The following is a 25,341-nucleotide window of genomic DNA, read 5'->3' on the forward strand; positions in this document are numbered from 1 at the left end:
TCGCCATCAGGCCCCCAACGCCATGTACCCCTCGCTTACCACCTTCAAGCCCTGCGATTTACCGACGCTGCTGAACAGTCTCCAGCCGATCGCGCCGCTACTCGACACCCTGTCCGATGTGGTGTTTTTCATCAAGGATCGCGAGGCCCGTTACGCCTTCGTCAACCAGACCCTGGCCCGGCGCTGCGGCTTCAAACACAGCGAGGATCTGCTGGGACGCACCGCCGACATGGTCTTTCCGGAGCACTTCGGTCCGCTGTACACCGAACAGGATCGACGCGTGCTCTCCAGCGGCCGGGTACTGGCCGATCAACTGGAACTGCACCTGTATTTCGGCAACCAGCCGATCTGGTGCCTGACCCACAAACTCGCGCTGTACGATGCGCAAGGCCACATCGTCGGCCTGGCCGGCATCTCCCGCGACCTGCAATCGCCACAGTCCAATCATCCGGCCTATCAGAAACTCGCCGCGGTGGATTTGCACATCCGCAATCACTTCGCCCAGCCCATCAGCCTCGCCGAATTGACCGCCATCGCCGGCTATTCCGTGGCGCAGCTGGAGCGTCATTGCAAGCGGGTGTTCCAGCTCACGCCACGACAGATGATTCACAAGGCGCGCCTGGAAGAGGGATCGCGGTTGTTGCTGCACACCGACCTGCCGATCACCGAGATTGCCTTGCGCTGTGGATATACCGACCACAGTGCGTTCAGCCGGCAGTTTCGGGCGCTGACCCGTTTGTCGCCGAGTCAGTATCGGGGGGATCGGGGTTAGAGGGTTTCGGAGTTGGGGCCGTGGGCAGATCCGTTTCTTCGGTGATGGCGGCTTTTGGTTCCGCCCTGACGGCGGGTCACTTTCGAAGCGCGCGAAAGTCACCAAAGCGCTCTGCCCTTGGTTACTTGGGGCTTTTCCAAGTGACTCGCCGTAAGGGCGAAACCGCCAGCAGCCGTTACCGCAGAAACGGATATGTACTCCCATGTTTCTTAACGGGGCGTCAGCGCAACCGATGCTCCCATATGTAACACCGCCCAGCGCGGCAACGGCGCAACCCTTCCAGTCACAACGCCCCTGAAACGCCTCTAACCCGAGGCCCAAAAACAATTTCACTGCCGAAACTGGAAACAGGCACATTGATTGCTATTGTTAATATCGTATACGAAATCCCCAATACGATATTCAACAGCACTTAACCCAACGAGGCCTCTATGAAAAACCCCGCATTTGCCGTAGCCCTCAGCGCTGTTCTCAGTACCTCCTTTATCGCCACCGCACAGGCCGACAAGCTCGATGACATCATCGGCTCGGGCAAGCTGCGCTGTGCCGTCACCCTGGACTTCCCGCCCATGGGCTTCCGCGATGCGGGCAACAACCCGGCCGGCTTCGACGTGGACTACTGCCATGACCTGGCGAAGATTCTGGGGGTCGAGGCTGAAGTGGTCGAGACACCGTTCCCTGACCGCATCCCGGCGCTGGTCTCGGGGCGCGCCGATGTGATCGTTGCCTCCACCTCCGACACCCTCGAACGCGCCAAGACCGTCGGCCTCACCGTGCCGTACTTCGCGTTCCAGATGGTGGTGCTGACCCGCGACGATACCGGCATCAATGGCTTTGACGACCTCAAGGGCAAAGCGGTGGGCAATACCAGCGGCACCTATGAGGCCATCGCCCTGGAGAAAGACGTGAAGAACTGGGGCACCGGCAGTTTCCGTGCTTACCAGTCGCAGAACGACACCTTGCTGGCCGTCGCCCAGGGCCACATCGACGCGACCGTGGTCACCAACACCGTCGCCGCTGCCACGCTCAAGTCGGGTAAATACAAAAATCTGAAAGTCGCCGGTAACGCCCCCTACGTCATCGACTACGTGTCCCTCGGCGCCAAGCGCAACGAGTACGGCCTGCTTAACTACCTCAACCTGTTCGTCAACCAGCAAGTGCGCACCGGTCGTTACAAGGAGCTGTTCGTCAAATGGGTCGGCACCGATATCGCGCCGACCAACCTGACCGTGCCACAGGTCTACTACTAAGGTGCCCGGTATGCCCAGGTCCACTTTTCTGACCGGTCGCAGCCTGGTCCCGGGCGCTGCTCAAGGCGCCCTGTTGTTCGCCGATGTCGGCCTGAGTTTCTGGGGCGGAGTGGATTCCGCCACTGGCGAGGTCATCGATCGCCACCACCCCCTCAGCGGCGAATACCTGGACGGTTGTGTGCTGGCGATTCCCAGCGGCCGTGGCTCGTGCACCGGCAGCAGTGTGTTGATGGAGCTGATCAGCAACGGCCATGCACCGGCGGCACTGGTGCTGGCCGAACCCGATGAGATCCTGACCCTGGGCGTGCTGGTGGCTCAGACCATTTTCGAGCGTTCCCTGCCGGTGCTGTGCATCGGCCGGGAGGCCTTTGCCGCCTTGCGCGGCGGGGCCTTCGCCCGGGTCGAAAACACCGAGGTCAGCGTGTTCGATCAGCCACCGGGCGATGCCTGGCAGGCCATCGACAGCCCGCTGCAGAAAGACGCAACACACACCTCCATCGAACTCACCGAACAGGATCAGGCCCTGCTCGACGGCGAGTTGGGCAAAGCCGCCCAGGTGGCCATGCAGATCGTCCTGCGCATGGCCGAGCTGCAAGGTGCCCGTAGCCTGGTGGATGTCACCCAGGCGCACATCGATGGCTGTATCTACACGGGGCCGGCGAGCCTGCGCTTTGCCCGACAACTGGTGCAATGGGGGGCGAAAGTCCGGGTGCCCACCACCCTCAATTCGATCTCCGTGGACCAGCGCCGTTGGCGCGAGTTGGGCGTCGACCCGGCCCTCGGCGAACCCGCCAGTGCCCTGGGCGATGCCTACATGGCGATGGGCGCACAGCTCAGCTACACCTGCGCGCCCTACTTGCTCGACAGCGCGCCCAAGGCGGGCGAGCAGATTGTCTGGGCCGAATCCAATGCGGTGGTCTACGCCAACAGCGTGCTGGGCGCGCGTACCCTGAAGTATCCGGACTACCTCGACATCTGCATCGCCCTGACCGGCCGCGCCCCGTTGATCGGCTGCCATCTGGACGCGCAACGCAAGGCGTGGTTGCAGATCGAGTTGCCCGCCCTTGATGATCTGGACGATGCCTTTTACCCGCTGCTCGGTTATCACATCGGCGCATTGGCCGGCAGCCGCGTGCCGCTGGTGCTGGGCCTGGAAAAGCGCAAGCCGGGCCTGGACGACCTGAAAGCCTTTGGTGCGGCTTTCGCCACCACCTCGGCGGCGCCGCTGTTTCATATCGCCGGGGTCACCCCGGAGGCCATCGACCCGGCACAGGTGCTGGACGCCGGCACACGCATTCCCGTGGAAAAAATCCGCCTGCAGGACCTGATGCTCAGTTGGCGCGAGCTCAACAGCGCCCGTGACCCGCGGGTGGATGTGGTGTCGCTGGGCAACCCGCATTTTTCCCTTGGCGAGTTCGCTCACCTGGCGCGGCTGTGCCGGGGTCGGCACAAACACCCGGACGTGGTACTCGCCATCACCTGCGGGCGCGCGGTACTGGAACAGGCGCGCGAGGCCGGGCATATCGCGGTGATCGAGGCCTTCGGCGCCACCCTGGTCACCGACACCTGCTGGTGCATGCTCGGCGAGCCGGTGATTCCGCCGGCCGCGACCACCCTGATGACCAACTCCGGCAAGTACGCCCATTACGCCCCGGGCCTGGTGGGGCGCAAGGTGCATTTCGCCAGCCTGGCCGAATGCGTCGATGCCGCGTGCAGTGCCACGGCCAGCGGGCGACTGCCGGCCTGGCTGCAACCTGCCGCCCAACTGGAGAGCCCCGCGCATGTTTGATTACACCTTCCAATGGCGCTCGGCCCTGCGCGCCCTGCCCGATATGCTCAACGGCGCCCTGGTCACCTTCGAGACCGCCGCCCTGTCGATGATCTTCGGCGTGCTGATCGCCCTGGCCCTGACGGTCATGCGTGAAGCCAGGCATCCGCTGTTGCGCGGCATCGGCAATGGCTGGGTGTCGATCGCCCGCAACACCCCCTCGCTGTTCCAGATCTACGTCTTGTACTTCGGCCTCGGCTCGCTGGGCTTGCATGTCAGTTCGTGGCTCGCGTTGCTGGCCGGGATCACCTTCAACAATGCCGGTTACCTGGCGGAAAACTTTCGCGGCGGGCTCAAGGCCGTGCCCCACACCCAGGTGCGTGCCGCACGTTCGCTGGGCATGAGCGCCTTCCAGACCTACCGCATGATCATCGTTCCGCAGCTGCTGCGCATCGTCTTCTACCCGTTGACCAATCAGATGGTCTGGGCGGTGCTGATGACGTCGCTGGGGGTGATCGTCGGGCTGAACAATGACCTGACCGGCGTGACCCAGGAATACAACGTCAAAACCTTCCGCACCTTCGAGTACTTCGCCATCGCGGCGGTGCTGTATTACGCGATTGCCAAGGCGATCGTCGCGACAGCCCGGCTGATGGCCTGGCGGTTGTTCCGTTACTGAGGAGCTGTCCATGTTTGCCACCGATTTTTCCTCGAATGACCTGCTGTTCCTGCTCAACGGCGCCTGGGTCACCCTGCAGCTGACGTTCTGGTCGATCATCCTCGGTTCCCTGGCGGGCCTGCTGTTCGGCCTTTTGCGCGCGCTGTTGCCAAGGGCCAGCCTGCCGCTGGCCTGGGTGCTGGATGTGTTTCGCAGCGTGCCGTTGCTGATCCAGTTCGTGCTGTTCAACTCACTCAAAAGCATCGTCGGCCTGAACATCAGCGCCTTCAGCGTCGGCTGCATCGTGCTGGGCGTCTACACCGCCGCGTACTTCACCGAAATCGTGCGCGGCGGCGTGTTGGCCGTGCCGTTCACGGTGCGCCGGGCCAGTCGTTCATTGGGCCTGAGTTTTCTCCAGGACCTGCGCTGGATCGTCCTGCCGATGGCCACGCGGGTGGCCTTCCCCGGCTGGCTGAACCTGGTGCTCGGGGTGATGAAAGACACCGCGCTGGTGATGTGGATCGGCATCGTCGAACTGCTGCGCGCCTCGCAAACCATCGTGACCCGCATCCAGGAACCGCTGCTGGTGCTGTGCATCGCGGGCCTTATCTACTACGTCATGAGCCTGGTGGTCGCCCGCCTCGGCGCTCGTCTGGAAAGAAGGTGGCAAGAAAATGATTGAGATCGACAATGTACATAAATCCTTCGGCAACCTCGAAGTGGTCAAGGGCGTGAACCTGACGGTGAACAAGGGCGAGGTGGTGTCGATCATCGGCGGCTCCGGCTCCGGCAAATCGACCCTGCTGATGTGCATCAACGGCCTGGAACCGATCCAGAAAGGCAACATCCGCGTCGACGGTGTCGAGGTCCATCACAGCGCCACTGACCTCAACCGCCTGCGGCAGAAGATCGGCATCGTGTTCCAGCAATGGAACGCCTTCCCGCATTTGACGGTGCTGGAAAACGTCATGCTGGCGCCGCGCAAGGTACTGGGCAAGAGCAAGGCCGAAGCTGAAGAACTGGCGGTCAAGCAACTGACCCATGTGGGCCTGGGCGACAAGCTCAAGACCTTCCCCGGCAAGCTGTCCGGTGGCCAGCAGCAACGCATGGCCATCGCCCGTGCCCTGGCGATGTCGCCGGACTACATGCTGTTCGACGAAGCCACCTCGGCCCTCGACCCGCAACTGGTGGGCGAGGTGCTGGACACCATGCGCATGCTCGCCGAAGACGGCATGACCATGGTCCTGGTGACCCACGAGATCCGCTTTGCCCGCGACGTGTCCGACCGCGTGGCGTTCTTTCGCAATGGCCTGGTGCACGAGATCGGCTCGCCCGACCAGGTCATTGGCAATCCGGTGCATGCGGAGACTGCGGCGTTTCTCAAATCAGTGAAGTAATTGATGGACCCATCGCGGTGCGACGATTCGACTTGCCCGCGATGAGGCCCTGACAGGCACAACAAGGAGCACAGCATGCGTTCATCAAAAGTCATCCATGTCGTCAGCTGCCACGCCGAAGGCGAGGTCGGCGATGTGATTGTCGGCGGTGTCGCGCCACCGCCAGGCGCCACCGTGTGGGAGCAGTCGCGCTGGATCGCCAGGGATGAAACCCTGCGCAACTTCGTGCTTAACGAACCACGCGGCGGAGTGTTCCGTCACGTCAACCTGCTGGTGCCGGCCAAGGACCCGCGGGCGCAGATGGCCTGGATCATCATGGAGCCGGCCGACACGCCGCCGATGTCCGGTTCGAATTCCTTGTGCGTGGCCACGGTGTTGCTCGACAGCGGCATCCTGCCGATGACCGAGCCACAAACCCGCCTGGTGCTGGAAGCCCCCGGGGGGTTGATCGAGGCCGTGGCCGATTGCCGTGACGGCAAGGTCGAACGGGTAGAAATCAAGAATGTGCCCTCCTTCGTCGATCGCCTGGATGCCTGGATCGAAGTCGAGGGTCTCGGTTCGCTACAGGTCGATACGGCTTACGGTGGCGACAGTTTCGCGATCGCCGATGCCAAGGGCCTGGGCTTTTCCATCCGCCCGGACGAGGCCGCCGACCTGGTGGCGGTCGGGCTGAAAATCACCCGGGCAGCCAACGAACAACTGGGCTTCGTTCATCCGCTGAACCCCGATTGGTCGCACATCTCGTTCTGCCAGATCGCCGCGCCCATCGTCCATGAAAATGGCATCGCCACCGGTGCCAATGCGGTGGTCATTCAACCGGGCAAAATCGACCGCTCGCCCACCGGCACCGGTTGCTCGGCACGCATGGCGGTGTTGCAGGCGAAGGGCTTGATGCAGGTGGGCGAACGTTTTATCGGGCGTTCGATCATCGGTTCCGAGTTCCACTGCCGCATTGATTCGCTGACCGAAGTGGCCGGCCGTGCTGCCATTTATCCGTGCATTTCCGGGCGAGCCTGGATCACCGGCACCCACCAATTGTTGCTCGATCCAAGCGATCCATGGCCACAGGGCTATCGCCTTTCGGATACCTGGCCCGGTGCTTGATATCAATGCAAAGCCTTTGTGGCGAGGGTGCTTGCTCCCTCGCTACATGAGTTTCACCAGACCAACGGCTGAAAAAACCATCCATTGAATGAAAAAAGCACTAGCCGAAATCTTTCACTTTAAATATCGTATACGAAATACGCTAACGAACCGGAGGCAACAATGAGCAAGCGAATCAACTGGAGTGGCGTCTTCCCCGCAGTGACCACTCAATTCAACGATGACTTCACCATTAACCTGGATAAAACCCACCAGGTGATTTCCAACGTCATCCGTGACGGTGTGTCAGGCCTGGTGGTCTGCGGTTCGGTCGGTGAAAACACCTCGCTGACCGCCGAAGAGAAAATCGCCGTGACTGAAGTGGCCGTGGACGCTTCTCGCGGCCGTGTACCGGTGATCTGCGGCGTCGCCGAATTCACCAGCGTGCAGGCGGCCAAGGTCGCCAATGCCGTGCGCAAGGTCGGTGTCGACGGTGTGATGCTGATGCCGGCGCTGGTCTACGGTTCCAAGCCGTTCGAGACCGCCGAGCACTACCGCTACGTGGCGAAAAACGCCGACGTGCCACTGATGGTCTATAACAACCCGCCGATCTACAAAAACGACGTCACCCCGGACATCCTGATTTCCCTGGCCGACTGCGACAACGTGGTGTGCTTCAAGGATTCGTCTGGCGATACCCGTCGTTTCATCGACGTGCGCAATGAAGTCGGTGACCGTTTCGTGCTGTTCGCCGGTCTCGATGACGTCGTGCTGGAAAGCATCGCCGTCGGTGCCGAGGGCTGGGTGTCGGGCATGTCCAACGTGTTCCCGAAAGAAGGTGAAACCATCTTCCGCCTGGCCAAGGCCGGACGTTTTGCCGAAGCCATGCCGATCTACGAATGGCTGATGCCGATCCTGCACCTGGATGCCCGTGCCGACCTGGTGCAGTGCATCAAGCTGTGTGAAGCCATCGCCGGTCGCGGCAGCGCCCTGACCCGTCCACCGCGCCTGGCGTTGCCGGAAGCCGACCGGGTGTTCGTCGAACAGATCATGGCCAAGGCCCTGGCCAACCGTCCGCAGCTGCCGGACGTCGGTCTCTGAGTGATTGCCGGGCGGGCCCTTGCGGGTCCGGCCCGGCTGCCTGTTTTTTGCGCCTCTACAGGGAACGTCATCATGTCCAACGCTCAACACATTCAAAGCGCAACCACACCCTCGGGACTCAAGCGCGTCGTGGCCGCTGCCATGGCCGGCACTGTCGCCGAGTGGTATGAATTCTTTCTCTACGGGACGGCTTCGGCACTGGTGTTCGGCCAGTTGTTCTTCCGCCAGACCGACGGCCCCATCGACGGCATCATTGCCGCCTTCGCCCTCTATGCCGTGGGCTTTCTCGCCCGCCCGCTGGGTGGCCTGGTGTTCGGTCACTACGGTGACAAGTTCGGCCGCAAGCGCCTGCTGCAACTGAGCCTGGTGGTGGTCGGCATCACCACGTTCCTGATGGGCTGCCTGCCCGGTTTCGACCAGATCGGCTATGCCGCGCCAGTGTTGCTGGTGCTGCTGCGCCTGATCCAGGGCTTCGCCTTTGGCGGTGAATGGGGCGGTGCGATTCTGCTGGTGTCGGAACATTGCCCGGACAATCGCCGTGGCTTCTGGGCCAGTTGGCCGCAGGCCGGTGTGCCCGCCGGCAACCTGGTGGCGACGGTCGCCCTGCTTCTGTTGTCGTCGAACCTGTCGGAGCAGCAATTCCTCGCCTGGGGCTGGCGCGTGGCATTCTGGTTCTCGGCGGTGGTGGTGCTGATCGGCTACTGGATTCGCACCAGTGTCGATGACGCCCCGATCTTCAAGGAAGCCCAGGCCCGCCAGGCACAGACCCGCCAGCAACAACTGGGGGTGGTGGAAGTGCTGCGCCACCACTGGCGTTCGGTGCTGGTGGGCATCGGCGCGCGGTTCGCCGAAAACATCCTCTACTACACCGTGGTGACGTTCTCGATCACCTACCTGAAACTGGTGGTGCACAAGGACACCTCCGAGATCCTGTTGCTGATGTTCGGCGCTCACCTGCTGCACTTCTTCCTGATTCCGCTGATGGGCTACCTGTCGGACCTGGTCGGGCGCAAACCGGTGTACCTGGTCGGCGCGGTGCTGACCGCTTTCTGGGGCTTCGTCGGTTTCCCGATGATGGACACGGGCAACAACTGGCTGATCATGGCGGCCATCACCCTGGGCCTGGCCATCGAGTCGATGACCTACGCACCCTACTCGGCGCTGATGGCCGAAATGTTCCCGACGCACGTGCGCTACACCGCGTTATCGCTGTGCTACCAGGTGGCGCCGATCTTCGCCGGCTCCCTGGCCCCACTGATCGCCATCACCCTGCTCAACAAGTACCACAGCTCGACACCGATCGCCTGGTACCTGGTCGGTGCCGCATTGATCTCCATCGTCGCCGTCGGCCTGACCCGCGAGACCCGTGGCAAGTCGCTGCGCTCGGTGGATGCCGAGTCGGCGGCGCGCATTGCCGCGCTGGACCCGGCTTCGACTACCTCGCGTCGGGCTGATTCGCTGGCGTGAGCTTGTTACCTGTAGGAGCGAGCCCGCTCGCGAAGGACATAGGGACAACGCGTTCATTCAGAAAGCACGCGTAATCGTTGACGTCCATCGCGAGCAAGCTCGCTCCTACAAGGGTTCCATTTCTCATTTGCGACAGGAGTACTCAATGTCCGAGATCCTCGGCCACAACTACATCGGCGGTGCGCGCAGTGCCGCTGGCAGCATCACCTTGCACAGCCGTGACGCCAACACAGGCGAAGCGCTGCCCTACTCGTTCATGCAAGCCACGGCGGAGGAAGTGGACGCCGCCGCCCAGGCCGCCGCGTTCGCTTACCCGACCTTTCGCAACCTGCCGGCAGCGCGCCGGGCGGATTTCCTCGACGCCATTGCCGCGCAACTGGACGCTCTGGATGAACGGTTCGTCGCCCTGGTCACTCGCGAAACCGCGTTGCCGAGCGCACGCATTCAAGGTGAACGCGCACGCACCAGTGGCCAGATGCGCCTGTTCGCCCAGGTCCTGCGTCGCGGCGATTTCTACGGTGCGCGCATCGACCGCGCCCTGCCCGACCGTCAACCGTTGCCACGGGTCGACCTGCGTCAGTACCGGATCGGCGTCGGTCCGGTCGCGGTGTTCGGCGCGAGCAATTTCCCGCTGGCCTTCTCCACGGCCGGCGGCGATACCGCAGCCGCCCTGGCCGCCGGGTGCCCGGTGGTGTTCAAGGCCCACAGCGGCCACATGGCGACCGCCGACATCGTCGCCGATGCGATCATCCGCGCCGCCGAGCAGACTGGCATGCCCAAAGGCGTGTTCAACATGATCTACGGGGCCGGCGTTGGCGAAGCGCTGGTCAAGCATCCGGCGATCCAGGCGGTCGGCTTCACCGGTTCGCTCAAGGGCGGCCGTGCGTTATGCGACATGGCGGCGGCGCGGCCACAACCGATTCCGGTGTTCGCCGAAATGAGCAGCATCAACCCGGTGGTGGTATTGCCCGAAGCCCTGCGGCTTCGCGGCGAAACCATTGCCGGCGAACTGGTCGCTTCGGTGGTTCAGGGCTGCGGTCAGTTCTGTACCAATCCGGGGTTGGTGATCGGTATCCGTTCCCCGCACTTCAGCGCATTCAGCGCCCGGCTCGCGACCCTGATGGCCGGGCAGCCCGCGCAAACCATGCTCAACGCCGGCACCCTCGGCAGCTATGAGAAAGGTGTGCAGGCCTTGCTCAACCATTCAGGGGTGACACACCTGGCCGGTCATGAGCAACAGGGCAATCAGGCGCGACCGCAACTGTTCAAGGCCGATGTCAGCCTGTTGCTGCGGGGTGATCCGCTGCTGCAGGAAGAAGTGTTCGGCCCGACCACCCTTCTGGTCGAAGTGGCCGACGCGGCTCAGCTGCAACAGGCCCTGAACAGCTTGCACGGGCAACTCACCGCGACCCTGATAGGCGAGGTAGAAGATCTGCAGGCGCATGGGCAATTGCTGGGGCTGCTGGAACAAAAGGTGGGCCGGGTGTTGTTCAACGGCTACCCCACCGGCGTCGAAGTCTGTGACGCGATGGTGCATGGCGGTCCCTACCCGGCCACCTCCGATGCCCGTGGCACCTCGGTCGGCAGCCTGGCCATCGAGCGTTTCCTGCGCCCGGTGTGCTACCAGAACTGCCCGGAAGCACTGTTACCCGATGCCCTGAAAAACGCCAATCCACTGGGCATCGCCCGACTGGTCGACGGCACCAGCCACCGCGACCCGATCTGAGAAACACTGCAATCCCTGCAGGAGCCTCGACCGGCTGCTCCTGCAGGTCAGGTGGCGTGCCTTAGCGTTCAGGCCAGCAGTGCCTTGAGGTCGTTGTACAGCGCTTCGGGAATCTGCACCCCTTCCGCCAGGCTGCGCGCCCGCGCCGCATAACGTCGCTGCGACGGCAAACGCGCGCCCTGTCCTTCAATGCCCTGAAACAACGCTTCGGCCCTGGCCAGATGTACCGGCGCCGAGTCGCCCAGAAAGCGTCGGGGATCCAGTGCGATGATGAGTTCGCCATGGTACGGCGAAGACTTGCTGCCGGCGTCGTAAGCCAGCGATTCAGCGCTGGTCAGGTCGCCGATCAACGGCCCGGCGATCAACTCGACCATGGCCGCCAGCGCCGAGCCCTTGTGTCCGCCGAATGTCAGCATTGCGCCGCTGTCGAGCACCACGTTGGCATCGGTCGTCGGCTGACCCTGTGCATCCACGCCCCAGCCTTCGGGGATCGCCTTGCCGGCGCGGCGGTGCAGTTCGATGTCGCCCCGGGCGATGGCGCTGGTGGCAAAGTCGAACACGAAAGGGTCCTGTCCCGCCCGCGGCCAGCCAAAGGCAATGGGATTGGTGCCGAACACCGGCAGACGTCCCCCGGCCGGCGCTACCCAGGCATGGCTCGGGTTGCACGCCAGCGCGACCAGGCCCTCTGCGGTCAGTTGTTCGATCTCCACCCACAGCGCGGAAAAATGCACGCAGCGGTTGATCGCCAGTGCGGCAATACCATTGGCTCGGGTTTTCTGCGCCAGCAACGGCAACCCCGCCTGGAACGCCAACTGCGAGAATCCACCCCCCGCATCCACCCGCACGATCGACGGTGCCTGGTCGATCACCTGCGGCTCGGCCGTGGCCGACACCTTGCCGGCTCGCAGGGAATTCACACACCCCAGAATCCGGTACAAACCATGGGAGGCGCAGCCATCTCGCTCGCCGGCGATCACCGTCGCCGCCACCGCTTGCGCATGGGCCAGATTAAAACCGTTGTGCAACAGGATCGATTCGGCCAACTCACGGGCTTCGATCAGGCTCAGTTGGATCATGGTCATCTCCTTGAACAGACCGTTCAGGGTGGTCTGTTCAAGGCGAGCTGGCTTGATGGGTTTGGGCACAGGGGATGACGAAATCGGCACAGGGCAATTCTGGACGGTCGCCCGGACCATCAATGGCGATCATTTGACGAGTCGCTTTTCCTTCGATGGCCGGTAACCGAAGTACGCGCTGTAGCATTTGCTGAAATGACTGGGCGAAACAAAGCCACAGGCCACCAGCACATCGACCTGTGACAACTCCGTGTGCTGCAGCAGCCGGCGCGCTTCAGTGATCCGCAGCTCCATGTAATAGCGTTGCGGCGTGGTGCCCAGTTGCTCCCGGAACAGACGTTCCAGTTGCCGACGGGAACGGCCTGCATAGACCGCCAGTTGCTCCAGCTCCAGAGGCTCCTCGAGGTTGGCGTCCATCAACTTCACCACCTCGCGCAAGGGCGCACTCACGCAGATATTTTCAGTGGGCTTGATACGCCGGTAGCGAGATTCTTCGAAAGCCAGGATGTCCTCGATACCCTCGACCAGTGCTTTGTCGTGCAGACCCTTGATCCAGTCCAGCGCCATGTGGAATGCCCCGGAAGGGCTGGACGCCGTGAGCCGGTCCCGATCGATGATGTAGGGTTCGCTGCTGACTTGCGTCGCCTTGCAGAACTCCGCGAGCGCCGGACGATGTTCGGGGTGAATGGCGCAGCGGTAACCGTCGAGCAAACCGGCCTTGCCGAGGAACCACGCACCATTCCACAACCCGGCCAGACTGACACCCTGCTCTGCTGCGGTCCTCAGCAGGTTGATAAAACCCTCACTGGCCTTGAGTTCCGTCCGATAGCCACCGCAAATGACCAGCAGATCCAGCGCCTTGATCTCCGAACAGTCGAGTCTGGCATCGGGGCGAATCACCAGTCCCAGATCGCTGACGACCTCGCCTTCGTTCAGGCCAAAGGTTCGCGAAGAAAACGCCTCCGGGCGTAGCAGATTCGCCGTGACAAAGGTGTCCAGCGCCTGGGTAAACGCCGGCAGCGAGAAATGTTCGAGCAACAGGAATCCTGTTCGAACCGTTCGCAGGTCTCCTGTGTGCTCATTGAGATAGCGAAGGTTTTTCCCCTTCATGCCTCCGCTGAATTGCCGTCGTTCGATCAATGCCCGACCCACTCCGTAATCTGTTGGTGAAACGCGATGCCAAGCAGTTGGGACTAGGGTGCCACCTCGTCCATCACATCTTGCGCCCAACTGAGGGCGGCCACGACAGTAGGGAAACCGATCGTGCTGGTCAATGCGATCAGTGCATGGCGGATTTCCTCCGGCGTTGCCCCCGCTTGCGCGGCCCGCCGGGCATGACTGTGGACAGCGCCTTCGGAATGGATGGCCGCCGCCGCGCCAAGCTGGACCAACTGGACCACTTTTTCCTCCAGCGGCCCCGCCTCACGCACGGCCGCGCCCAATGCCTCCACGGCGTCCAGGTACTGCGGGTATTGCTGCTTGAGGTGTCGGTAGGTGTTGTGCTCTTTCTTCTTTGCCATCTCTTTTCTCCTCGCGAACCCGTGCCGGCCTGCACCGATGGGTCCGTTCCCGGCAGTGTTCAGCAGACTCATAAAGGCTTCGATCAGCGAAACTTGCGAAAAGCAACAGTAGGCTAAGCTTAGTGCAGCTTATTGCTCACGATGCTCGCATCTGCAGGTTTCGGGTTTTTCTGGAGAGCGTCTGCAACAGCTGATTCAGACAGGCCCAACACCATTTGCGCAGGACTTGCCGTGATGACCGAGCCTCTCCTCAGTTTTGACGAACTCAAGCGTGCTGCCGCCTCCGGCGAAATCGACACCGTCCTGGTGTGCATGGTCGACATGCAGGGTCGACTGGTCGGCAAGCGTTTCCAGGTCGAGTTTTTCATCGACAGCGGCCATGAAGAAACCCACTGCTGCAATTACCTGCTCGCCGACGACATCGACATGGAGCCGGTGCCCGGTTATGCCGCCGCCAGCTGGAGCAAAGGCTACGGCGACTTCGTGCTAAAGCCCGACATGAGCACCTTGCGCAAGGTGCCCTGGCTTGAATGCACGGCGCTGGTGCTCTGCGATGTGCTCGACCATCACCATCGACGGGACCTGCCGCACAGCCCCCGGGCGATCCTGAAAAAGCAGGTCGAGCGCCTGCGCGAGCGCGGCTACACCGGCATGTTCGCTTCGGAGCTGGAGTTCTACCTGTTCGACGAAAGCTACGAAGCCATTCACAAGCGCAACTACCACAAGCCGAAAACCGCCGGTCACTACATCGAGGACTACAACATCCTGCAGACCACCCGCGAAGAGCCGGTGCTGCGGGCGATTCGCAAGCACCTGCAGGCGTGCGGCATTCCCGTGGAGAACTCCAAGGGCGAATGGGGACCGGGCCAGGAAGAAATCAACATCCGCTATGCCGATGCCATGACCATGGCCGACCACCACGTCATCATCAAGCATGCCTGCAAGGAGATCGCGCAACTGCAAGGCAAGGCGATCACGTTCATGGCCAAGTGGCGCTATGACGCCGCCGGTTCCAGTAGCCACATCCACAATTCGCTGTGGGACAAGAACGCCAAAAAGCCTCTTTTCTACGATGCCAAGGCCGAGTTCGGCATGTCGAAACTGATGCGTGCCTGGGTGGCCGGGCAGCTCAAATATGCCAACGACATCACCTGTTTTCTCGCGCCCTACATCAACTCCTACAAGCGCTTTCAGGCGGGCACCTTTGCACCGACCCGAGCGGTGTGGAGCCGCGACAACCGAACCGCAGGCTTTCGCCTGTGCGCTGAAAGCAGCAAATCCATCCGCATCGAATGCCGCATTGGCGGCGCCGACCTCAACCCGTACCTGGCCTTCGCCGCGTTGATCGCGGCCGGGCTGGCGGGGATCGACGAGAAGCTCGACCTCGCCCCACCCTTCGAAGGTGATGCCTATCTCGACGAGCAACTGCCCGAAGTCTCCAAGACCTTGCGCGAGGCCAGTGCCGCCCTCCAGGGCTCGAGCATGTTGCGCGAAGCCTTCGGTGATGAAGTGGTTGACCACTATGTGCACACCGCCGAATGGGAACAGAAAGAGTACGACCGGCGGGTGACCGATTGGGAATTGCAGCGCGGCTTCGAGCGCTATTGAGACCGACATGCCTTCGACGATTCAACTGATCTCCCCGGTTGATGGCCGGGTTTACGCCGAGCGCCAGTATGCCGATGCGGCACAGATCGAACAGGCCCTGGCGGATGCCAGCGCCACCCAGGCGCAATGGAAACGCCGGCCACTGAGCGAACGCGCGGCGTATTGCAGCGCGGCGGTGGACGCGATGCTGGCCATGAAAGACGAGATCGTCCCGGAGCTGGCCTGGCAAATGGGCCGTCCGGTGCGTTTTGGCGCGGGCGAGCTGCGGGGTTTCGAGGAACGCGCACGCTACATGATCGCCATTGCGCCAGAGGCCCTGGCAGCGGTTGAACCCACGCCCGTCGCCGGTTTTCGCCGGTTGATCAAACGTGAACCGCTGGGTATGGTGCTGGTGATCGCGCCCTGGAATTACCCCTACCTCACTGCCGTCAACACGATTATCCCGGCGCTGATGGCCGGCAACGCCGTCATCCTCAAACACGCTTCGCAAACCCTGCTGGTGGGCGAACGGTTCGCCGCCGCCATGGCTCGCGCCCAACTGCCGCCAGGGCTGTTCCAGAACCTGTTGCTCGACCATGATCAAACCGCTGCGATCATTGCCAGCGGGCAGGTGCAGCAGGTTAATTTCACCGGATCAGTGGAAGCCGGCCGGGCCATGGAAAGCGCGGCCACGGGACGCTTCCTCGGCATGGGCCTGGAACTTGGCGGCAAGGACCCTGCCTACGTGCGGGCAGACGCCGATCTCGAACAGGCGGTAGAAAACCTGGTGGACGGCAGCTTCTTCAACTCCGGGCAAAGCTGCTGCGCCGTGGAGCGCATCTATGTCGATCAAACACTCTACCCGGCCTTTGTCGAGCGCTTCGTCGAACTGACCCGCCAGTACGTGCTCGGCAATCCACTGGACCCGGCCACCACCCTCGGTCCGCTGGTGACGCCCGGCGCGGCGGTCTTCGTGCGCGCCCAGATCGCCGAGGCCCTGGCCCAGGGCGCCAGGGCGCTGATCGATCCACTGGCCTTTGCCGTCGATGTGCCGGGCAGCGCTTACCTCGCGCCGCAGGTGTTGGTCGATGTCACCCATCAGATGTCCGTCATGCGCGATGAAAGCTTCGGTCCGGTGGTCGGCATCATGCCGGTGACCGGCGACGACGAGGCGATCACTTTGATGAACGACAGCGAGTTCGGGCTCAGCGCCTCAATCTGGACCCGGGACCTCGCCGCCGCCGAACGCCTGGGCGACGAAATCGATACCGGCACCCTGTTCATGAATCGCTGCGATTACCTGGACCCGGCCCTGGCCTGGACCGGCGTGAAGAACAGCGGGCGCGGCGTGACCTTGTCGCGGCTGGGCTACGAACACCTGACCCGCGCCAAATCCTTCCATCTGCGCCACGAGATCTGAACCATGAGCCTGACCGGAAACTGGAACTACCCCACGAGCATTCGCTTTGGCGTCGGCCGCATCACCGAGCTGGCCGAGGTCTGTCGCAGCCAGGGGATCCAGCGACCGTTACTGGTCACCGACAGTGGCCTGGCGCGGGCGCCGATCACCACGGCGGCCCTCGATGCCCTGCGCGCCGACGGCCTGGGCGTCGCGCTGTTCTGCGACCTCAAGCCCAACCCGGTCGAAGCTAACCTGGCCGGCGGGCTCGACGCCTGGCGCGCCGGCAAACACGACGGTGTGATCGCCTTCGGCGGTGGCAGCGGCCTGGACATGGGCAAGCTCATTGCGTTCATGAGCGGCCAGACCCGCCCGGTCTGGGATTTCGAAGACATCGGCGACTACTGGACCCGCGCCGATGAAAGCCGCATCGCCCCGATCATCGCGGTGCCGACCACGGCGGGTACAGGTTCTGAAGTGGGCCGCGCGGCGGTGATCATCGACGAAGTAAGCCACACCAAACGCATCATCTTCCATCCGAAAATGATGCCCCGCGTGGTCATCAGCGACCCGGCCATGACCGTCGGCATGCCGGCCAAAGTCACCGCCGGTACTGGCATGGATGCCTTGGCGCACTGTCTGGAGGCGTACTGTGCGCCGGGATTCCACCCCATGGCCGATGGCATCGCGGTCGAAGGCATGCGCCTGGTGACCAATGCACTGGTGAGGGCCGTGCACACCCCTTCGGACCTTGACGCGCGCGGGCAAATGCTCGCGGCCGCGGCGATGGGGGCCACCGCCTTCCAGAAAGGCCTGGGGGGCATGCACGCCCTCGCCCATCCGATTGGTGCGTTGTACGACACCCATCACGGCATGACCAACGCCACCCTGATGCCCTACGTGCTGAAATTCAATCGTCCGGCCATTGAGGAGCGCATAACCCGCCTGGCCGCTTATTTGCGTTTGCCTTCCCCGGGGTTCGACAGCTTTCTGGCCTTCGTCCTCAAATTGCGCAAGGACATCGGCGTGCCCCACACCCTGTTTGAATTGGGGGTGGACGATAAACAAGCCGACCTGATCGCGGACATGGCCATTGTCGATCCGTCGGCCGGCGGCAACCCACTGCCGATCACCCGGGCCGGCGCAGCGGACATTTTCGACGCGGCGTTCCACGGCCGTCTGTAGGAGCGAGCCGGCTCCGGGCGGCGTTCCGACGATGGGCGTTAACGATGACGCGTGCTTTCTGGATAAACGCGGCGCCCTCGAGGCCATCGCGAGCGGGCTCGCTCCTACAGTCTGATTTCAATGACCACGAAACCCGCGACCGACAGCGAACCCCAGTAGGAGCTGGCTCTGCGTTTTTTCGAACTTCAACGCGATCACCTGAAGGTTTCGTCTACCCTCACAAAGCGCCCGGCAGCAATTGGCTGGCAACGGGCGCATCGTCACTCTTCCGTTAATGCACCGGAGAACCTCCATGCTCAAGCGTACCCTGGCATTGGCCGTCGGCTTGACCCTGTCTGTCTGCACCCTGCTGACCCAGGCCGCTGACACCTTGAAAGTCAGCGCCATTCCTGACGAAGCCCCGACCGAACTGCTGCGCAAATTCAAGCCACTGGGCGCTTATCTGGAGCAACAGTTGGGGATGAAGGTCGAGTTCGTGCCGGTCAGCGACTATCCGGCGGTGGTCGAGGCCCTGGCCACCGACCGCATCGATCTGGCCTGGCTCGGAGGCTTTACGTTCGTGCAGGCGCGCCTGAAAACCGGCAACGCAATACCACTGGTACAGCGTGAGCAGGACGCCCAGTTCACCAGCAAATTCATCACCGCCGACCCGGCCGTCAAATCCCTGTCCGATCTCAAGGGCAAGAGCTTTGCCTTTGGTTCGGTGTCTTCGACCTCGGGCAGCCTGATGCCGCGCTATTTCATGCTCAAGGATGGCATCAAGCCGGAAACGTACTTCAGCCGCGTCGGCTACTCCGGCGCCCATGACGCCACGGTAGCCTGGGTCCAGGCCGGCAAGGTCGATGCCGGGGTGTTGAACGCCAGCGTCTGGGAAAAACTGGTGGCCGCCGGCAAGGTCGACACCACCAAGGTCAGGGTGTTTGCCACCACCCCGGCCTACTTCGATTACAACTGGACCGTGCGCGGAACCCTAGACCCGGCCCTGGCAGCGAAGATCAAGGCCGCCTTCCTCGCCCTCGACCCGGCGAAACCGGCGGACAAGGAGATTCTCGATCTGCAAGCCGCCAGCCGCTTCATCGAAACCAAGCCCGAAAACTACAAGGGCATCGAGGAAGCCGCACGCGCCGCCGACCTGCTCAAATGACATTGCACTTGAGTGGCGTCAGCCTGACCCACGGCAACGGCGTCCATGCCTTGCGGGGCCTGGACCTGCACATCGGGGCCAACGAACAGGTGGCCATCATCGGCCCGTCCGGCGCCGGCAAGTCGAGCCTGCTCAACCTGCTGGCCACCGCGCTGCGACCCAGCAGTGGCGAATTGCAAGTGCTGGGCGAACGGGCCTGGCAGCTGTCCGCCCGGCAGCGTCAGCGCCTGCGCGCGCGCATCGGCCTGGTGCATCAAGCGCCCCCGCTGCCGCCCCGCCAACGCGTAGTGACGGCGGTACTGGCCGGGAAGATCGGTCAGTGGGGCCTGGGCAAAAGCCTGCTGAACCTGGTGCATCCGCTGGACATTCCCGGCGCTCGCGCGGCGTTGACCCGGCTGGACCTGAGCGACAAATTGTTCGCGCAGTGCCAGCAATTGTCCGGTGGTCAGTTGCAGCGCGTGGGCATTGCCCGCGTGTTGTACCAAGCGCCGGAAGTGCTGTTGGCCGATGAGCCGGTGTCGGCCATGGACCCGGTGCTGGCCGAGCACACGCTTTCGGTCCTCTGCCGTCATGCCCGCGAACACAACGTCACCCTGGTCGCCAGCCTGCATGCGGTGGAACTGGCGCTGGCGCACTTTTCGCGGATCATCGGCTTGCGCGACGGACAGATCCTGTTCGACCTGCCGGCCAGCCAGGTCGACCGCGACCTGCTCGACACGCTCTACGCCAACGAGCAACTGCAATTCTCCCCCGTTGCGCCGCCGCCCTTGAGCGTGCAGATACCCCGATGCTGAAGCGTGACAACCGCGACCCCGCCGCCGGCCCGCGCCTGCTGCTCAGCCTGCTGGCGATTGCCCTGTTGTGGCCGGGCATCCATTTCAGCGAGCTGGACCTGAGCGTGCTGCTGGCGGGTGACAGTCAGAGCGAGATAGGCCGTTTCGTCGCCGCCTTCTGGCCTCCGGCCCACGGCGAAGAATTCCTTGAGCTATTAGTGCAAGCAACCTTACAGACCCTGGCCATCGCCACGGCGGGCCTGGCCCTGGCCTTGTTGTTGGCCGTCCCCGCCAGCCTGCTGGCCAGTCGGGCGCTGTCGCTGTCGGCGGCGTCCCGTGCCGGACGCCCGAGCCCCTGGGCTCAATTGCTGCGCTGGCCGGTGCGCGGCTTATTGATCTTCCTGCGCAGCGTGCCGGAAATCGTCTGGGCCCTGTTGTTCGTGCGTGCCGTCGGCCTTGGCCCCACGGCCGGGGTGCTGGCCATCGCCATCACCTACAGCGGCATGCTGGGCAAGGTCTACGCGGAGATTTTCGAGTCGGTCGACCAGCGCCCGGCCCACGCGTTGCTGCAAGCGGGCAGTGGCCGGCTCGCGGCGTTTGCCTACGGGATCTTGCCCAATGTCGCGGCGGAGTTGCTGTCGTACACGGTGTATCGCTGGGAATGCGCGATTCGCGCCTCGGTGGTGATGGGGTTCGTCGGGGCCGGTGGCCTGGGCCAGCAGATGGATCTGTCGCTGCGCATGTTCGCCAGCGGTGAAGTCGCCAGCCTGTTGCTGACGTTCCTCGTGCTGGTCCTGCTTGCCGATCAACTCAGTCGCCTGCTGCGCTGGAGGTTGGCATGAATCGCCTGATCAATCTGGCGCTGCTCCTGGGCATCGGCGCCGCCATCGTCGCTTCATTCAGCTACCTGGGCATCGACCTCGGTGAATTGGGCGCCAGCGGCAATCTGAAACAGATGGGCGCCTACGCGCAGCGATTTCTCAGCCCGGACCTGAGCGCGAGTCATCTGCAAGCCATCGGCCGTGGCGCCCTGGAAACCATCGCCATGTCAGCCTTGGGCACCCTGCTCGCGGCGGTGTTCGGCCTGCTGTTGGCATTGCCCGCCGCCGGGCGATTCGGCTGGCCGTTCAAAAGCGCTTCGCGCCTGCTGCTCAACGCCCTGCGTGCGGTGCCGGAGCTGGTATGGGCGGCGCTGATGGTGCTGGCCGCCGGGCTCGGCCCGAACGCCGGGACCCTGGCATTGGCGCTGCACACCACCGGCGTACTCGGTCGCCTGTTCGCCGAAGCCCTGGAAAACACCCCGCCGCAACCGGCCGAAGCGATTCGCCTGCAAGGCGGCAATGCGCTGTGGGCGTTCTGTTACGGCACCCTGCCCAACCTGCTGCCGCAATTGCTGGCCTACATCCTGTACCGCTGGGAGAACAATATCCGCATGGCCAGTGTGCTGGGGTTCGTCGGTGCAGGCGGGTTGGGCCAGATGCTGTATGTCAGCCTCAGCCTGTTCCAGGAAGCGCAGGCCAGCACAGTGATTCTGGCCATGCTGTTGCTGGTGTTCGCCGTCGATTCGCTGAGCAGCTGGAGTCGCCAGCGCTGGGTCAAGGCCTGAGTTCAGGCTTCGCTGATTTTGCTGACGCTGGTGATTGGCCGGTTCCTCGAGGTCACCAGCGCCCGGCAATGACTGCCCGGCATCCGCACGGAGTTGCAACGAAGGCCTGGACCGCCAGCGCCTACAGGTTTGCCTGGCGCTGCCGGTAAATCCGTTCGGCGGCGAGCAGTTGTTCGCGGTCGTTGACCCCACGCACATCGTCCTCCTCCACTTCCACCGCCGCCACCGGCAAACCGGCGCTGTTGGCCACCGCCACGACATCGGTCAGGTAATACTCGCCCTGGGCATTGCGGTTGCCAATGCGTTCCAGCAGCCAGAGACAGCTGTCTGCACGCAGGCCCATGACCCCGCCGTTGCAGAAGCTGACTTGCAACTCCTCTGCACTGGCATCCTTGGCCTCGCGGATAGCCCGCAAGTGGCCGTCCTCCACCAGCAAGCGTCCGTAGGGTCCAGGCTGATCGGTGTGAAACCCGGCGACTGCCACCGCCGCGCCATCGATCAAGGCCTGACGCAACCGCGAGAGTGTCTGCGCACTGATCAGCGGTGAGTCTCCGAACAGCACCAACACACAGCCCTGTTCGTGGGCCTGCAAGGCTCCACGGGCGGCGAGCAGTGCGTGGGCGGTCCCCAACTGTTCATGCTGAGTAAACAGCCGCGCGGTCGGTGCCGCCTGCCGCAGGTAGTCGGCCACGACAGGCCCACCTGCCCCGAGCACCACTGCCACCTGCTCGACGCCGGCGGCCTCGACCGCCGCCAGCACATGGCCGAGCAGCGGTCGATCGCCCACCGCGTGCATGACCTTCGGCAGCGGCGAACGCATGCGAGTGCCCTGCCCGGCGGCGAGAATCACCGCCAGGGTTGGCCAGCCAAAGTCGTCCCTCATGACCAATCCCCCCTTATCTGCCAAAGCCTCAAGCCGGATCGCGATAGAACACATCGTCGGCATACGGATACCACCAGTCCTGGATCTTCGGCTGATGATCGATGATGACCATTTTCGAGCGGCGGAACGCTTCCAGTCCCTGACGTCCCAACTCGCGCCCCAGGCCGGACATCTTCCAGCCACCAAACGGCAGCGCGTCGTTGTCGATCAGCGGGTTGTTGACCCAGACCATCCCCGATTCCAGGCGATCGGCGGCCTCCATCGCTTCGGCAAGGTCGGTGGTGAACAACGAAGCACCCAGGCCGAACGGCGAGTCGTTGGCCAAGCGCACGGCTTCGTCGAAATCGCTGACACGACAGATCGCCGCCACCGGGCCAAAACACTCCTCCTTAAGGATCGCCATGCCACCGGTGACGCCGGTCAGAATGGTCGGCTCATAGAACCAGCCGACGCTGTGCTGCGGCGGTATGCGTCCGCCACAAACCAGCGTCGCGCCCTTGGCCAGGGCGTCGTCGACCAGGCGCATGACCTTGTTGCGCGCCGCCTCGCTGACCATCGGCCCGATTTCCGTACGCTCCAGGCCATGGCCGATGCGTAAGGCGCGGGTACGCTCGGCAAACTTCGCGACAAACGCGTCGTGGATCTCATCGACCACGTAGAAGCGTTCCGCCGAGGTGCAGATCTGTCCGCTCAGATGGAATGCCGCAGTCACGGCGCCCGCAGCGGCCACCTCCAGCGGCGCGTGCTTGGAGATGATCAACGGGTCGCTGCCCCCGGCCTCGATCACACAGGGTTTCATCTGCTGCGCGCACGCCACTGCAACCGCCTGGCCAGCGGCGACGCTGCCGGTAAAGGCCACGGCGTGGGTCTGCGCTGACTTCACCAGTAACTGCGCGGTGGCGGCATCGCCCGGCACGCAAGACATCAGCCCCGGCAGCAGTGAGGTGAAATGCTCCATGAACTTGAGGGTGCACAGGGTCGTGGCTTCCGCCGGCTTGACGATGCAGGCGTTGCCCGCCGCCAGCGAGGCAGCGACCGTCCAGCACATCAGCAGGATCGGAAAATTGAACGGCATGATGTGCACGCTGACACCGTAGGGCTCGTAGCGCACATGCTGGAAAGAACCGATCTGCGTGGTGCCGGCGACCTTGCCCGCATCGTCCCGGGCCATTTCCGCGTAATAGCGAAAGATCGGCGCGCAGTTGGCCAGCTCACCCATGGCCTCGGGAAACGGCTTGCCCATCTCCAGGGTCATCAAACGTGCGACTTCACGGTTGCAGGCGACGTCCTGCTCAATCGCATTGGCCAGTTGATGCAGGCGTGCAGCGCGGCTTTTCGCATCCACCAGGCGCCAGTGTTTTTGCGCGGCGGTTGCGGCATCGATGGCCGCCTGAACATCCGTTTCGTCGCACAGGCCAACCTGCCCGACCGGTTGCAGGGTCGCCGGGTCCAGCACCTGGCGCACCCGCGCGCTGGTCAGTGGCAGGTATTCGGCGTTGATGAAGCGTGAGGCGATGTCAGTGTTGAACGTGGCCATGGGAGGATCCTTGAACCAATCGATAAGGGGTTTCGCGCAGTGCCGCCAGGGTCGCGGCGGGCAAAGGTTCGCGCCAGCCCGGCAAGTGCCGGTCGAGCCACTCGCGCAGCGGCGCCAGGGCTTCGGCGTTCAGCGCTCGAACAAACAGACCGAGGGTACGCGGCAGGTGAGCCAGGTAGCCGTGCTTGCCATCGCGTCCGGCCAGGCGCACGAAAATCCCCAGCACCTTGGCGTGACGCTGGGCGGCCAGTCGCCGGTAATCCTCAAGAAAACGCGGGGCGTCGAGTTCCGGGCGCTGCACCAGGTAATGGCTGAGCAACGCCACACGCAGTCCTTCGGACATGTCGCGGCGAGCGTCTTCGAGCAGCGACATCAAGTCGTACGCCGCAGCGCCCACCAGCGCATCCTGGAAGTCCAGCAGGCCACAGGCCGCGACGCCTTCGCGGCCTTGCAGCAGCATCAGGTTGTCGACGTGAAAGTCGCGCAGTACCAGCGCTTCGCGACGTTGCGCGACATCGGCGAAGGCATCGGCAAACTGCTGCAGATACGACTCGCGCAAAGCCTGCGCCGCCTCCTTGCCGATCAACAACGGCGCATACCAGTCGATGAACAACGCGCACTCGTCGCTCAATTGCCGGGCGTCGTAGGCCGCCAGCTCCGCGCCTGGCGCCGAGCCATGCAGGGCCACCAACGCATCAACCGCCAGGCGATACAACTCGCGCTCCGGGTACCCGGTCGCCAGCAATCGGGTGTAGGTGTCGTGACCGAAATCCTCGATCAACGCCAGCCCCGCCTCTTCATCCACTTGCAACAAGGCCGGCGCCGACAATCCGAGCCCGTGCAAATGACGGGCAACCTGGACAAAGGGGCCAATCGGCTCGCTGTGGGGCGGCGAATCCATCAGCAACAAACCGACCCCTTCCAGGCGAAAATATCGCCGGCTCGACGCGTCGGCCGGCAACGCGACCAAGGACGCCCCCGCGTAACCGGCGCGCGCCAGAAAGGCTGCGCGCTGGTGCTCACGGGAGGGCAATGACGCAGGTGCATCTGTCATGGCATTCACCGGATCATGTAGACCTTTTTCACGGTCTCGTGGACGGTGCACACGCCCTTCCAGTCCTTGCGGAAGAAGGCCGCCGTATCGGGTTTGATCTCGATCACTTCGCCGGACTCATGCACGTAGGTGCAGCGGCCTTCGAGGAAATGGCAGAACTCGTCGCTGGTGACATGGCAAAACCACTTGCCCGGCGTGCAGATCCACACACCGCATTCGGACTGGCCTTCGGGGCCTTTGTGCAGCACCACGCCCGAGACACGGGACTCGCCTTCGAGCATGGTCGGGATCACGCCCCAGTCCTTGACGTCGGTGATTTCCAGCGGGTTGTACAGAAACGGGGTGGTCATAAATC

At 63.4% G+C, this 25,341-nt stretch carries 24 protein-coding genes; 17 read left to right on the forward strand and 7 right to left on the reverse strand.

Annotation, left to right across the window (positions count from 1 at the left end; translation table 11 throughout):
- The first annotated feature begins 22 nt into the window (after nucleotides 1-22).
- The 10 genes from AC1Q6D_RS03925 (at nucleotide 23) to AC1Q6D_RS03970 (ending at nucleotide 11,222) form a co-directional block, all read left to right on the forward strand.
- A complete protein-coding gene (locus AC1Q6D_RS03925; protein WP_047530184.1) occupies nucleotides 23-772 on the forward strand; it encodes a helix-turn-helix domain-containing protein in 750 nt (249 codons plus the stop codon).
- A 431-nt stretch (nucleotides 773-1,203) separates the two neighbouring features.
- Nucleotides 1,204-2,022, forward strand: a complete 819-nt coding sequence (locus AC1Q6D_RS03930) for an ABC transporter substrate-binding protein (RefSeq protein WP_047530186.1) — start codon at nucleotides 1,204-1,206, stop codon at nucleotides 2,020-2,022.
- A gap of 10 nt (nucleotides 2,023-2,032) precedes the next feature.
- Nucleotides 2,033-3,811 carry a cis-3-hydroxy-L-proline dehydratase gene (lhpI, locus tag AC1Q6D_RS03935; RefSeq protein WP_103404365.1) on the forward strand — a complete coding sequence of 593 codons (1,779 nt, stop codon included), beginning with the start codon at nucleotides 2,033-2,035 and terminating at the stop codon, nucleotides 3,809-3,811.
- A complete protein-coding gene (locus tag AC1Q6D_RS03940) occupies nucleotides 3,804-4,469 on the forward strand; it encodes an amino acid ABC transporter permease (protein WP_103404364.1) in 666 nt (221 codons plus the stop codon). Before lhpI ends, AC1Q6D_RS03940 begins: the two co-directional genes overlap by 8 nt.
- Before the next feature lie 10 nt (nucleotides 4,470-4,479).
- The gene (locus AC1Q6D_RS03945) at nucleotides 4,480-5,130 is read left to right on the forward strand and encodes an amino acid ABC transporter permease (protein ID WP_047530192.1); all 651 of its coding nucleotides are present in this window, start codon (nucleotides 4,480-4,482) and stop codon (nucleotides 5,128-5,130) included.
- The gene (locus AC1Q6D_RS03950) at nucleotides 5,123-5,845 is read left to right on the forward strand and encodes an amino acid ABC transporter ATP-binding protein (RefSeq protein ID WP_047530195.1); all 723 of its coding nucleotides are present in this window, start codon (nucleotides 5,123-5,125) and stop codon (nucleotides 5,843-5,845) included. The genes AC1Q6D_RS03945 and AC1Q6D_RS03950 overlap by 8 nt, the downstream gene beginning before the upstream one ends.
- A 75-nt stretch (nucleotides 5,846-5,920) precedes the next feature.
- Entirely contained in the window at nucleotides 5,921-6,949 is a 1,029-nt protein-coding gene (locus AC1Q6D_RS03955) for a trans-3-hydroxy-L-proline dehydratase (RefSeq protein ID WP_103404363.1), read from the forward strand.
- A 162-nt stretch (nucleotides 6,950-7,111) separates the two neighbouring features.
- Entirely contained in the window at nucleotides 7,112-8,029 is a 918-nt protein-coding gene (locus tag AC1Q6D_RS03960; RefSeq protein WP_034150208.1) for a dihydrodipicolinate synthase family protein, read from the forward strand.
- 72 nt (nucleotides 8,030-8,101) lie between these two features.
- Nucleotides 8,102-9,496, forward strand: a complete 1,395-nt coding sequence (gene abaF, locus AC1Q6D_RS03965) for a fosfomycin efflux MFS transporter AbaF (RefSeq protein ID WP_103404362.1) — start codon at nucleotides 8,102-8,104, stop codon at nucleotides 9,494-9,496.
- A 145-nt stretch (nucleotides 9,497-9,641) separates the two neighbouring features.
- Nucleotides 9,642-11,222 (forward strand): aldehyde dehydrogenase (NADP(+)), encoded by a 1,581-nt coding sequence (locus AC1Q6D_RS03970; protein WP_103404361.1) that lies wholly within the window; start codon nucleotides 9,642-9,644, stop codon nucleotides 11,220-11,222.
- A 68-nt stretch (nucleotides 11,223-11,290) separates the two neighbouring features.
- Here the strand turns inward: AC1Q6D_RS03970 and AC1Q6D_RS03975 are convergent, their stop codons facing one another.
- The 3 genes from AC1Q6D_RS03975 to AC1Q6D_RS03985 form a co-directional block, all read right to left on the reverse strand.
- Nucleotides 11,291-12,298, reverse strand: coding sequence for an Ldh family oxidoreductase (locus tag AC1Q6D_RS03975; RefSeq protein WP_103404435.1), 1,008 nt, complete (start codon nucleotides 12,296-12,298; stop codon nucleotides 11,291-11,293).
- A gap of 129 nt (nucleotides 12,299-12,427) precedes the next feature.
- Nucleotides 12,428-13,408, reverse strand: coding sequence for a GlxA family transcriptional regulator (locus AC1Q6D_RS03980; protein WP_103404434.1), 981 nt, complete (start codon nucleotides 13,406-13,408; stop codon nucleotides 12,428-12,430).
- A gap of 83 nt (nucleotides 13,409-13,491) precedes the next feature.
- Nucleotides 13,492-13,818 (reverse strand): carboxymuconolactone decarboxylase family protein, encoded by a 327-nt coding sequence (locus AC1Q6D_RS03985; protein ID WP_103404360.1) that lies wholly within the window; start codon nucleotides 13,816-13,818, stop codon nucleotides 13,492-13,494.
- Between the two features lie 234 nt (nucleotides 13,819-14,052).
- Between AC1Q6D_RS03985 and AC1Q6D_RS03990 the strand changes: the two genes are divergently transcribed.
- The 7 genes from AC1Q6D_RS03990 (at nucleotide 14,053) to phnE (ending at nucleotide 21,512) form a co-directional block, all read left to right on the forward strand.
- Nucleotides 14,053-15,426, forward strand: coding sequence for a glutamine synthetase family protein (locus AC1Q6D_RS03990; protein ID WP_103404359.1), 1,374 nt, complete (start codon nucleotides 14,053-14,055; stop codon nucleotides 15,424-15,426).
- Between the two features lie 7 nt (nucleotides 15,427-15,433).
- Nucleotides 15,434-16,825: an aldehyde dehydrogenase family protein gene (locus AC1Q6D_RS03995; RefSeq protein WP_103404358.1), complete on the forward strand. Its 1,392-nt coding sequence runs from the start codon at nucleotides 15,434-15,436 to the stop codon at nucleotides 16,823-16,825.
- A 3-nt stretch (nucleotides 16,826-16,828) separates the two neighbouring features.
- Nucleotides 16,829-17,989, forward strand: coding sequence for an iron-containing alcohol dehydrogenase (locus AC1Q6D_RS04000; RefSeq protein ID WP_103404357.1), 1,161 nt, complete (start codon nucleotides 16,829-16,831; stop codon nucleotides 17,987-17,989).
- A gap of 292 nt (nucleotides 17,990-18,281) precedes the next feature.
- The gene (locus AC1Q6D_RS04005) at nucleotides 18,282-19,133 is read left to right on the forward strand and encodes a putative selenate ABC transporter substrate-binding protein (protein ID WP_103404356.1); all 852 of its coding nucleotides are present in this window, start codon (nucleotides 18,282-18,284) and stop codon (nucleotides 19,131-19,133) included.
- Nucleotides 19,130-19,927 (forward strand): phosphonate ABC transporter ATP-binding protein, encoded by a 798-nt coding sequence (locus AC1Q6D_RS04010; RefSeq protein ID WP_103404355.1) that lies wholly within the window; start codon nucleotides 19,130-19,132, stop codon nucleotides 19,925-19,927. The genes AC1Q6D_RS04005 and AC1Q6D_RS04010 overlap by 4 nt, the downstream gene beginning before the upstream one ends.
- On the forward strand, nucleotides 19,921-20,748 hold the full coding sequence (locus tag AC1Q6D_RS04015) for a PhnE/PtxC family ABC transporter permease (protein ID WP_103404354.1): 828 nt from the start codon (nucleotides 19,921-19,923) through the stop codon (nucleotides 20,746-20,748). The genes AC1Q6D_RS04010 and AC1Q6D_RS04015 overlap by 7 nt, the downstream gene beginning before the upstream one ends.
- Complete coding sequence (gene phnE / locus AC1Q6D_RS04020; RefSeq protein WP_090462608.1) at nucleotides 20,745-21,512, forward strand: phosphonate ABC transporter, permease protein PhnE; 768 nt, start codon at nucleotides 20,745-20,747, stop codon at nucleotides 21,510-21,512. Before AC1Q6D_RS04015 ends, phnE begins: the two co-directional genes overlap by 4 nt.
- Before the next feature lie 121 nt (nucleotides 21,513-21,633).
- On the opposite strand, the gene AC1Q6D_RS04025 is transcribed toward phnE, so the two are convergent.
- From AC1Q6D_RS04025 to AC1Q6D_RS04040, 4 genes are read right to left on the reverse strand one after another with little or no spacing between them, the layout of a single operon-like run.
- On the reverse strand, nucleotides 21,634-22,395 hold the full coding sequence (locus tag AC1Q6D_RS04025) for an NTP transferase domain-containing protein (protein ID WP_256590239.1): 762 nt from the start codon (nucleotides 22,393-22,395) through the stop codon (nucleotides 21,634-21,636).
- A gap of 28 nt (nucleotides 22,396-22,423) precedes the next feature.
- Complete coding sequence (locus tag AC1Q6D_RS04030) at nucleotides 22,424-23,932, reverse strand: aldehyde dehydrogenase family protein (RefSeq protein ID WP_103404353.1); 1,509 nt, start codon at nucleotides 23,930-23,932, stop codon at nucleotides 22,424-22,426.
- Nucleotides 23,913-24,986 carry an aminoglycoside phosphotransferase family protein gene (locus AC1Q6D_RS04035; RefSeq protein ID WP_103404352.1) on the reverse strand — a complete coding sequence of 358 codons (1,074 nt, stop codon included), beginning with the start codon at nucleotides 24,984-24,986 and terminating at the stop codon, nucleotides 23,913-23,915. The genes AC1Q6D_RS04030 and AC1Q6D_RS04035 overlap by 20 nt, the downstream gene beginning before the upstream one ends.
- 5 nt (nucleotides 24,987-24,991) lie before the next feature.
- Nucleotides 24,992-25,336 carry a cupin domain-containing protein gene (locus tag AC1Q6D_RS04040; RefSeq protein WP_047530216.1) on the reverse strand — a complete coding sequence of 115 codons (345 nt, stop codon included), beginning with the start codon at nucleotides 25,334-25,336 and terminating at the stop codon, nucleotides 24,992-24,994.
- Nucleotides 25,337-25,341: the final 5 nt, after the last annotated feature.

The organism is Pseudomonas sp. MT92, from assembly GCF_058792515.1.

What these genes read in the sequence shown, in the direction of transcription:
- AC1Q6D_RS03925 (WP_047530184.1), top strand. Translation starts at nt 23, where the DNA reads ATGTACCCCTCGCTTACCACCTTCAAGCCCTGCGATTTACCGACGCTG.
- AC1Q6D_RS03930 (WP_047530186.1), top strand. Translation starts at nt 1,204, where the DNA reads ATGAAAAACCCCGCATTTGCCGTAGCCCTCAGCGCTGTTCTCAGTACC.
- lhpI (WP_103404365.1), top strand. Translation starts at nt 2,033, where the DNA reads ATGCCCAGGTCCACTTTTCTGACCGGTCGCAGCCTGGTCCCGGGCGCT.
- AC1Q6D_RS03940 (WP_103404364.1), top strand. Translation starts at nt 3,804, where the DNA reads ATGTTTGATTACACCTTCCAATGGCGCTCGGCCCTGCGCGCCCTGCCC.
- AC1Q6D_RS03945 (WP_047530192.1), top strand. Translation starts at nt 4,480, where the DNA reads ATGTTTGCCACCGATTTTTCCTCGAATGACCTGCTGTTCCTGCTCAAC.
- AC1Q6D_RS03950 (WP_047530195.1), top strand. Translation starts at nt 5,123, where the DNA reads ATGATTGAGATCGACAATGTACATAAATCCTTCGGCAACCTCGAAGTG.
- AC1Q6D_RS03955 (WP_103404363.1), top strand. Translation starts at nt 5,921, where the DNA reads ATGCGTTCATCAAAAGTCATCCATGTCGTCAGCTGCCACGCCGAAGGC.
- AC1Q6D_RS03960 (WP_034150208.1), top strand. Translation starts at nt 7,112, where the DNA reads ATGAGCAAGCGAATCAACTGGAGTGGCGTCTTCCCCGCAGTGACCACT.
- abaF (WP_103404362.1), top strand. Translation starts at nt 8,102, where the DNA reads ATGTCCAACGCTCAACACATTCAAAGCGCAACCACACCCTCGGGACTC.
- AC1Q6D_RS03970 (WP_103404361.1), top strand. Translation starts at nt 9,642, where the DNA reads ATGTCCGAGATCCTCGGCCACAACTACATCGGCGGTGCGCGCAGTGCC.
- AC1Q6D_RS03975 (WP_103404435.1), bottom strand. Translation starts at nt 12,298, where the DNA reads ATGATCCAACTGAGCCTGATCGAAGCCCGTGAGTTGGCCGAATCGATC.
- AC1Q6D_RS03980 (WP_103404434.1), bottom strand. Translation starts at nt 13,408, where the DNA reads ATGAAGGGGAAAAACCTTCGCTATCTCAATGAGCACACAGGAGACCTG.
- AC1Q6D_RS03985 (WP_103404360.1), bottom strand. Translation starts at nt 13,818, where the DNA reads ATGGCAAAGAAGAAAGAGCACAACACCTACCGACACCTCAAGCAGCAA.
- AC1Q6D_RS03990 (WP_103404359.1), top strand. Translation starts at nt 14,053, where the DNA reads ATGACCGAGCCTCTCCTCAGTTTTGACGAACTCAAGCGTGCTGCCGCC.
- AC1Q6D_RS03995 (WP_103404358.1), top strand. Translation starts at nt 15,434, where the DNA reads ATGCCTTCGACGATTCAACTGATCTCCCCGGTTGATGGCCGGGTTTAC.
- AC1Q6D_RS04000 (WP_103404357.1), top strand. Translation starts at nt 16,829, where the DNA reads ATGAGCCTGACCGGAAACTGGAACTACCCCACGAGCATTCGCTTTGGC.
- AC1Q6D_RS04005 (WP_103404356.1), top strand. Translation starts at nt 18,282, where the DNA reads ATGCTCAAGCGTACCCTGGCATTGGCCGTCGGCTTGACCCTGTCTGTC.
- AC1Q6D_RS04010 (WP_103404355.1), top strand. Translation starts at nt 19,130, where the DNA reads ATGACATTGCACTTGAGTGGCGTCAGCCTGACCCACGGCAACGGCGTC.
- AC1Q6D_RS04015 (WP_103404354.1), top strand. Translation starts at nt 19,921, where the DNA reads ATGCTGAAGCGTGACAACCGCGACCCCGCCGCCGGCCCGCGCCTGCTG.
- phnE (WP_090462608.1), top strand. Translation starts at nt 20,745, where the DNA reads ATGAATCGCCTGATCAATCTGGCGCTGCTCCTGGGCATCGGCGCCGCC.
- AC1Q6D_RS04025 (WP_256590239.1), bottom strand. Translation starts at nt 22,395, where the DNA reads ATGAGGGACGACTTTGGCTGGCCAACCCTGGCGGTGATTCTCGCCGCC.
- AC1Q6D_RS04030 (WP_103404353.1), bottom strand. Translation starts at nt 23,932, where the DNA reads ATGGCCACGTTCAACACTGACATCGCCTCACGCTTCATCAACGCCGAA.
- AC1Q6D_RS04035 (WP_103404352.1), bottom strand. Translation starts at nt 24,986, where the DNA reads ATGACAGATGCACCTGCGTCATTGCCCTCCCGTGAGCACCAGCGCGCA.
- AC1Q6D_RS04040 (WP_047530216.1), bottom strand. Translation starts at nt 25,336, where the DNA reads ATGACCACCCCGTTTCTGTACAACCCGCTGGAAATCACCGACGTCAAG.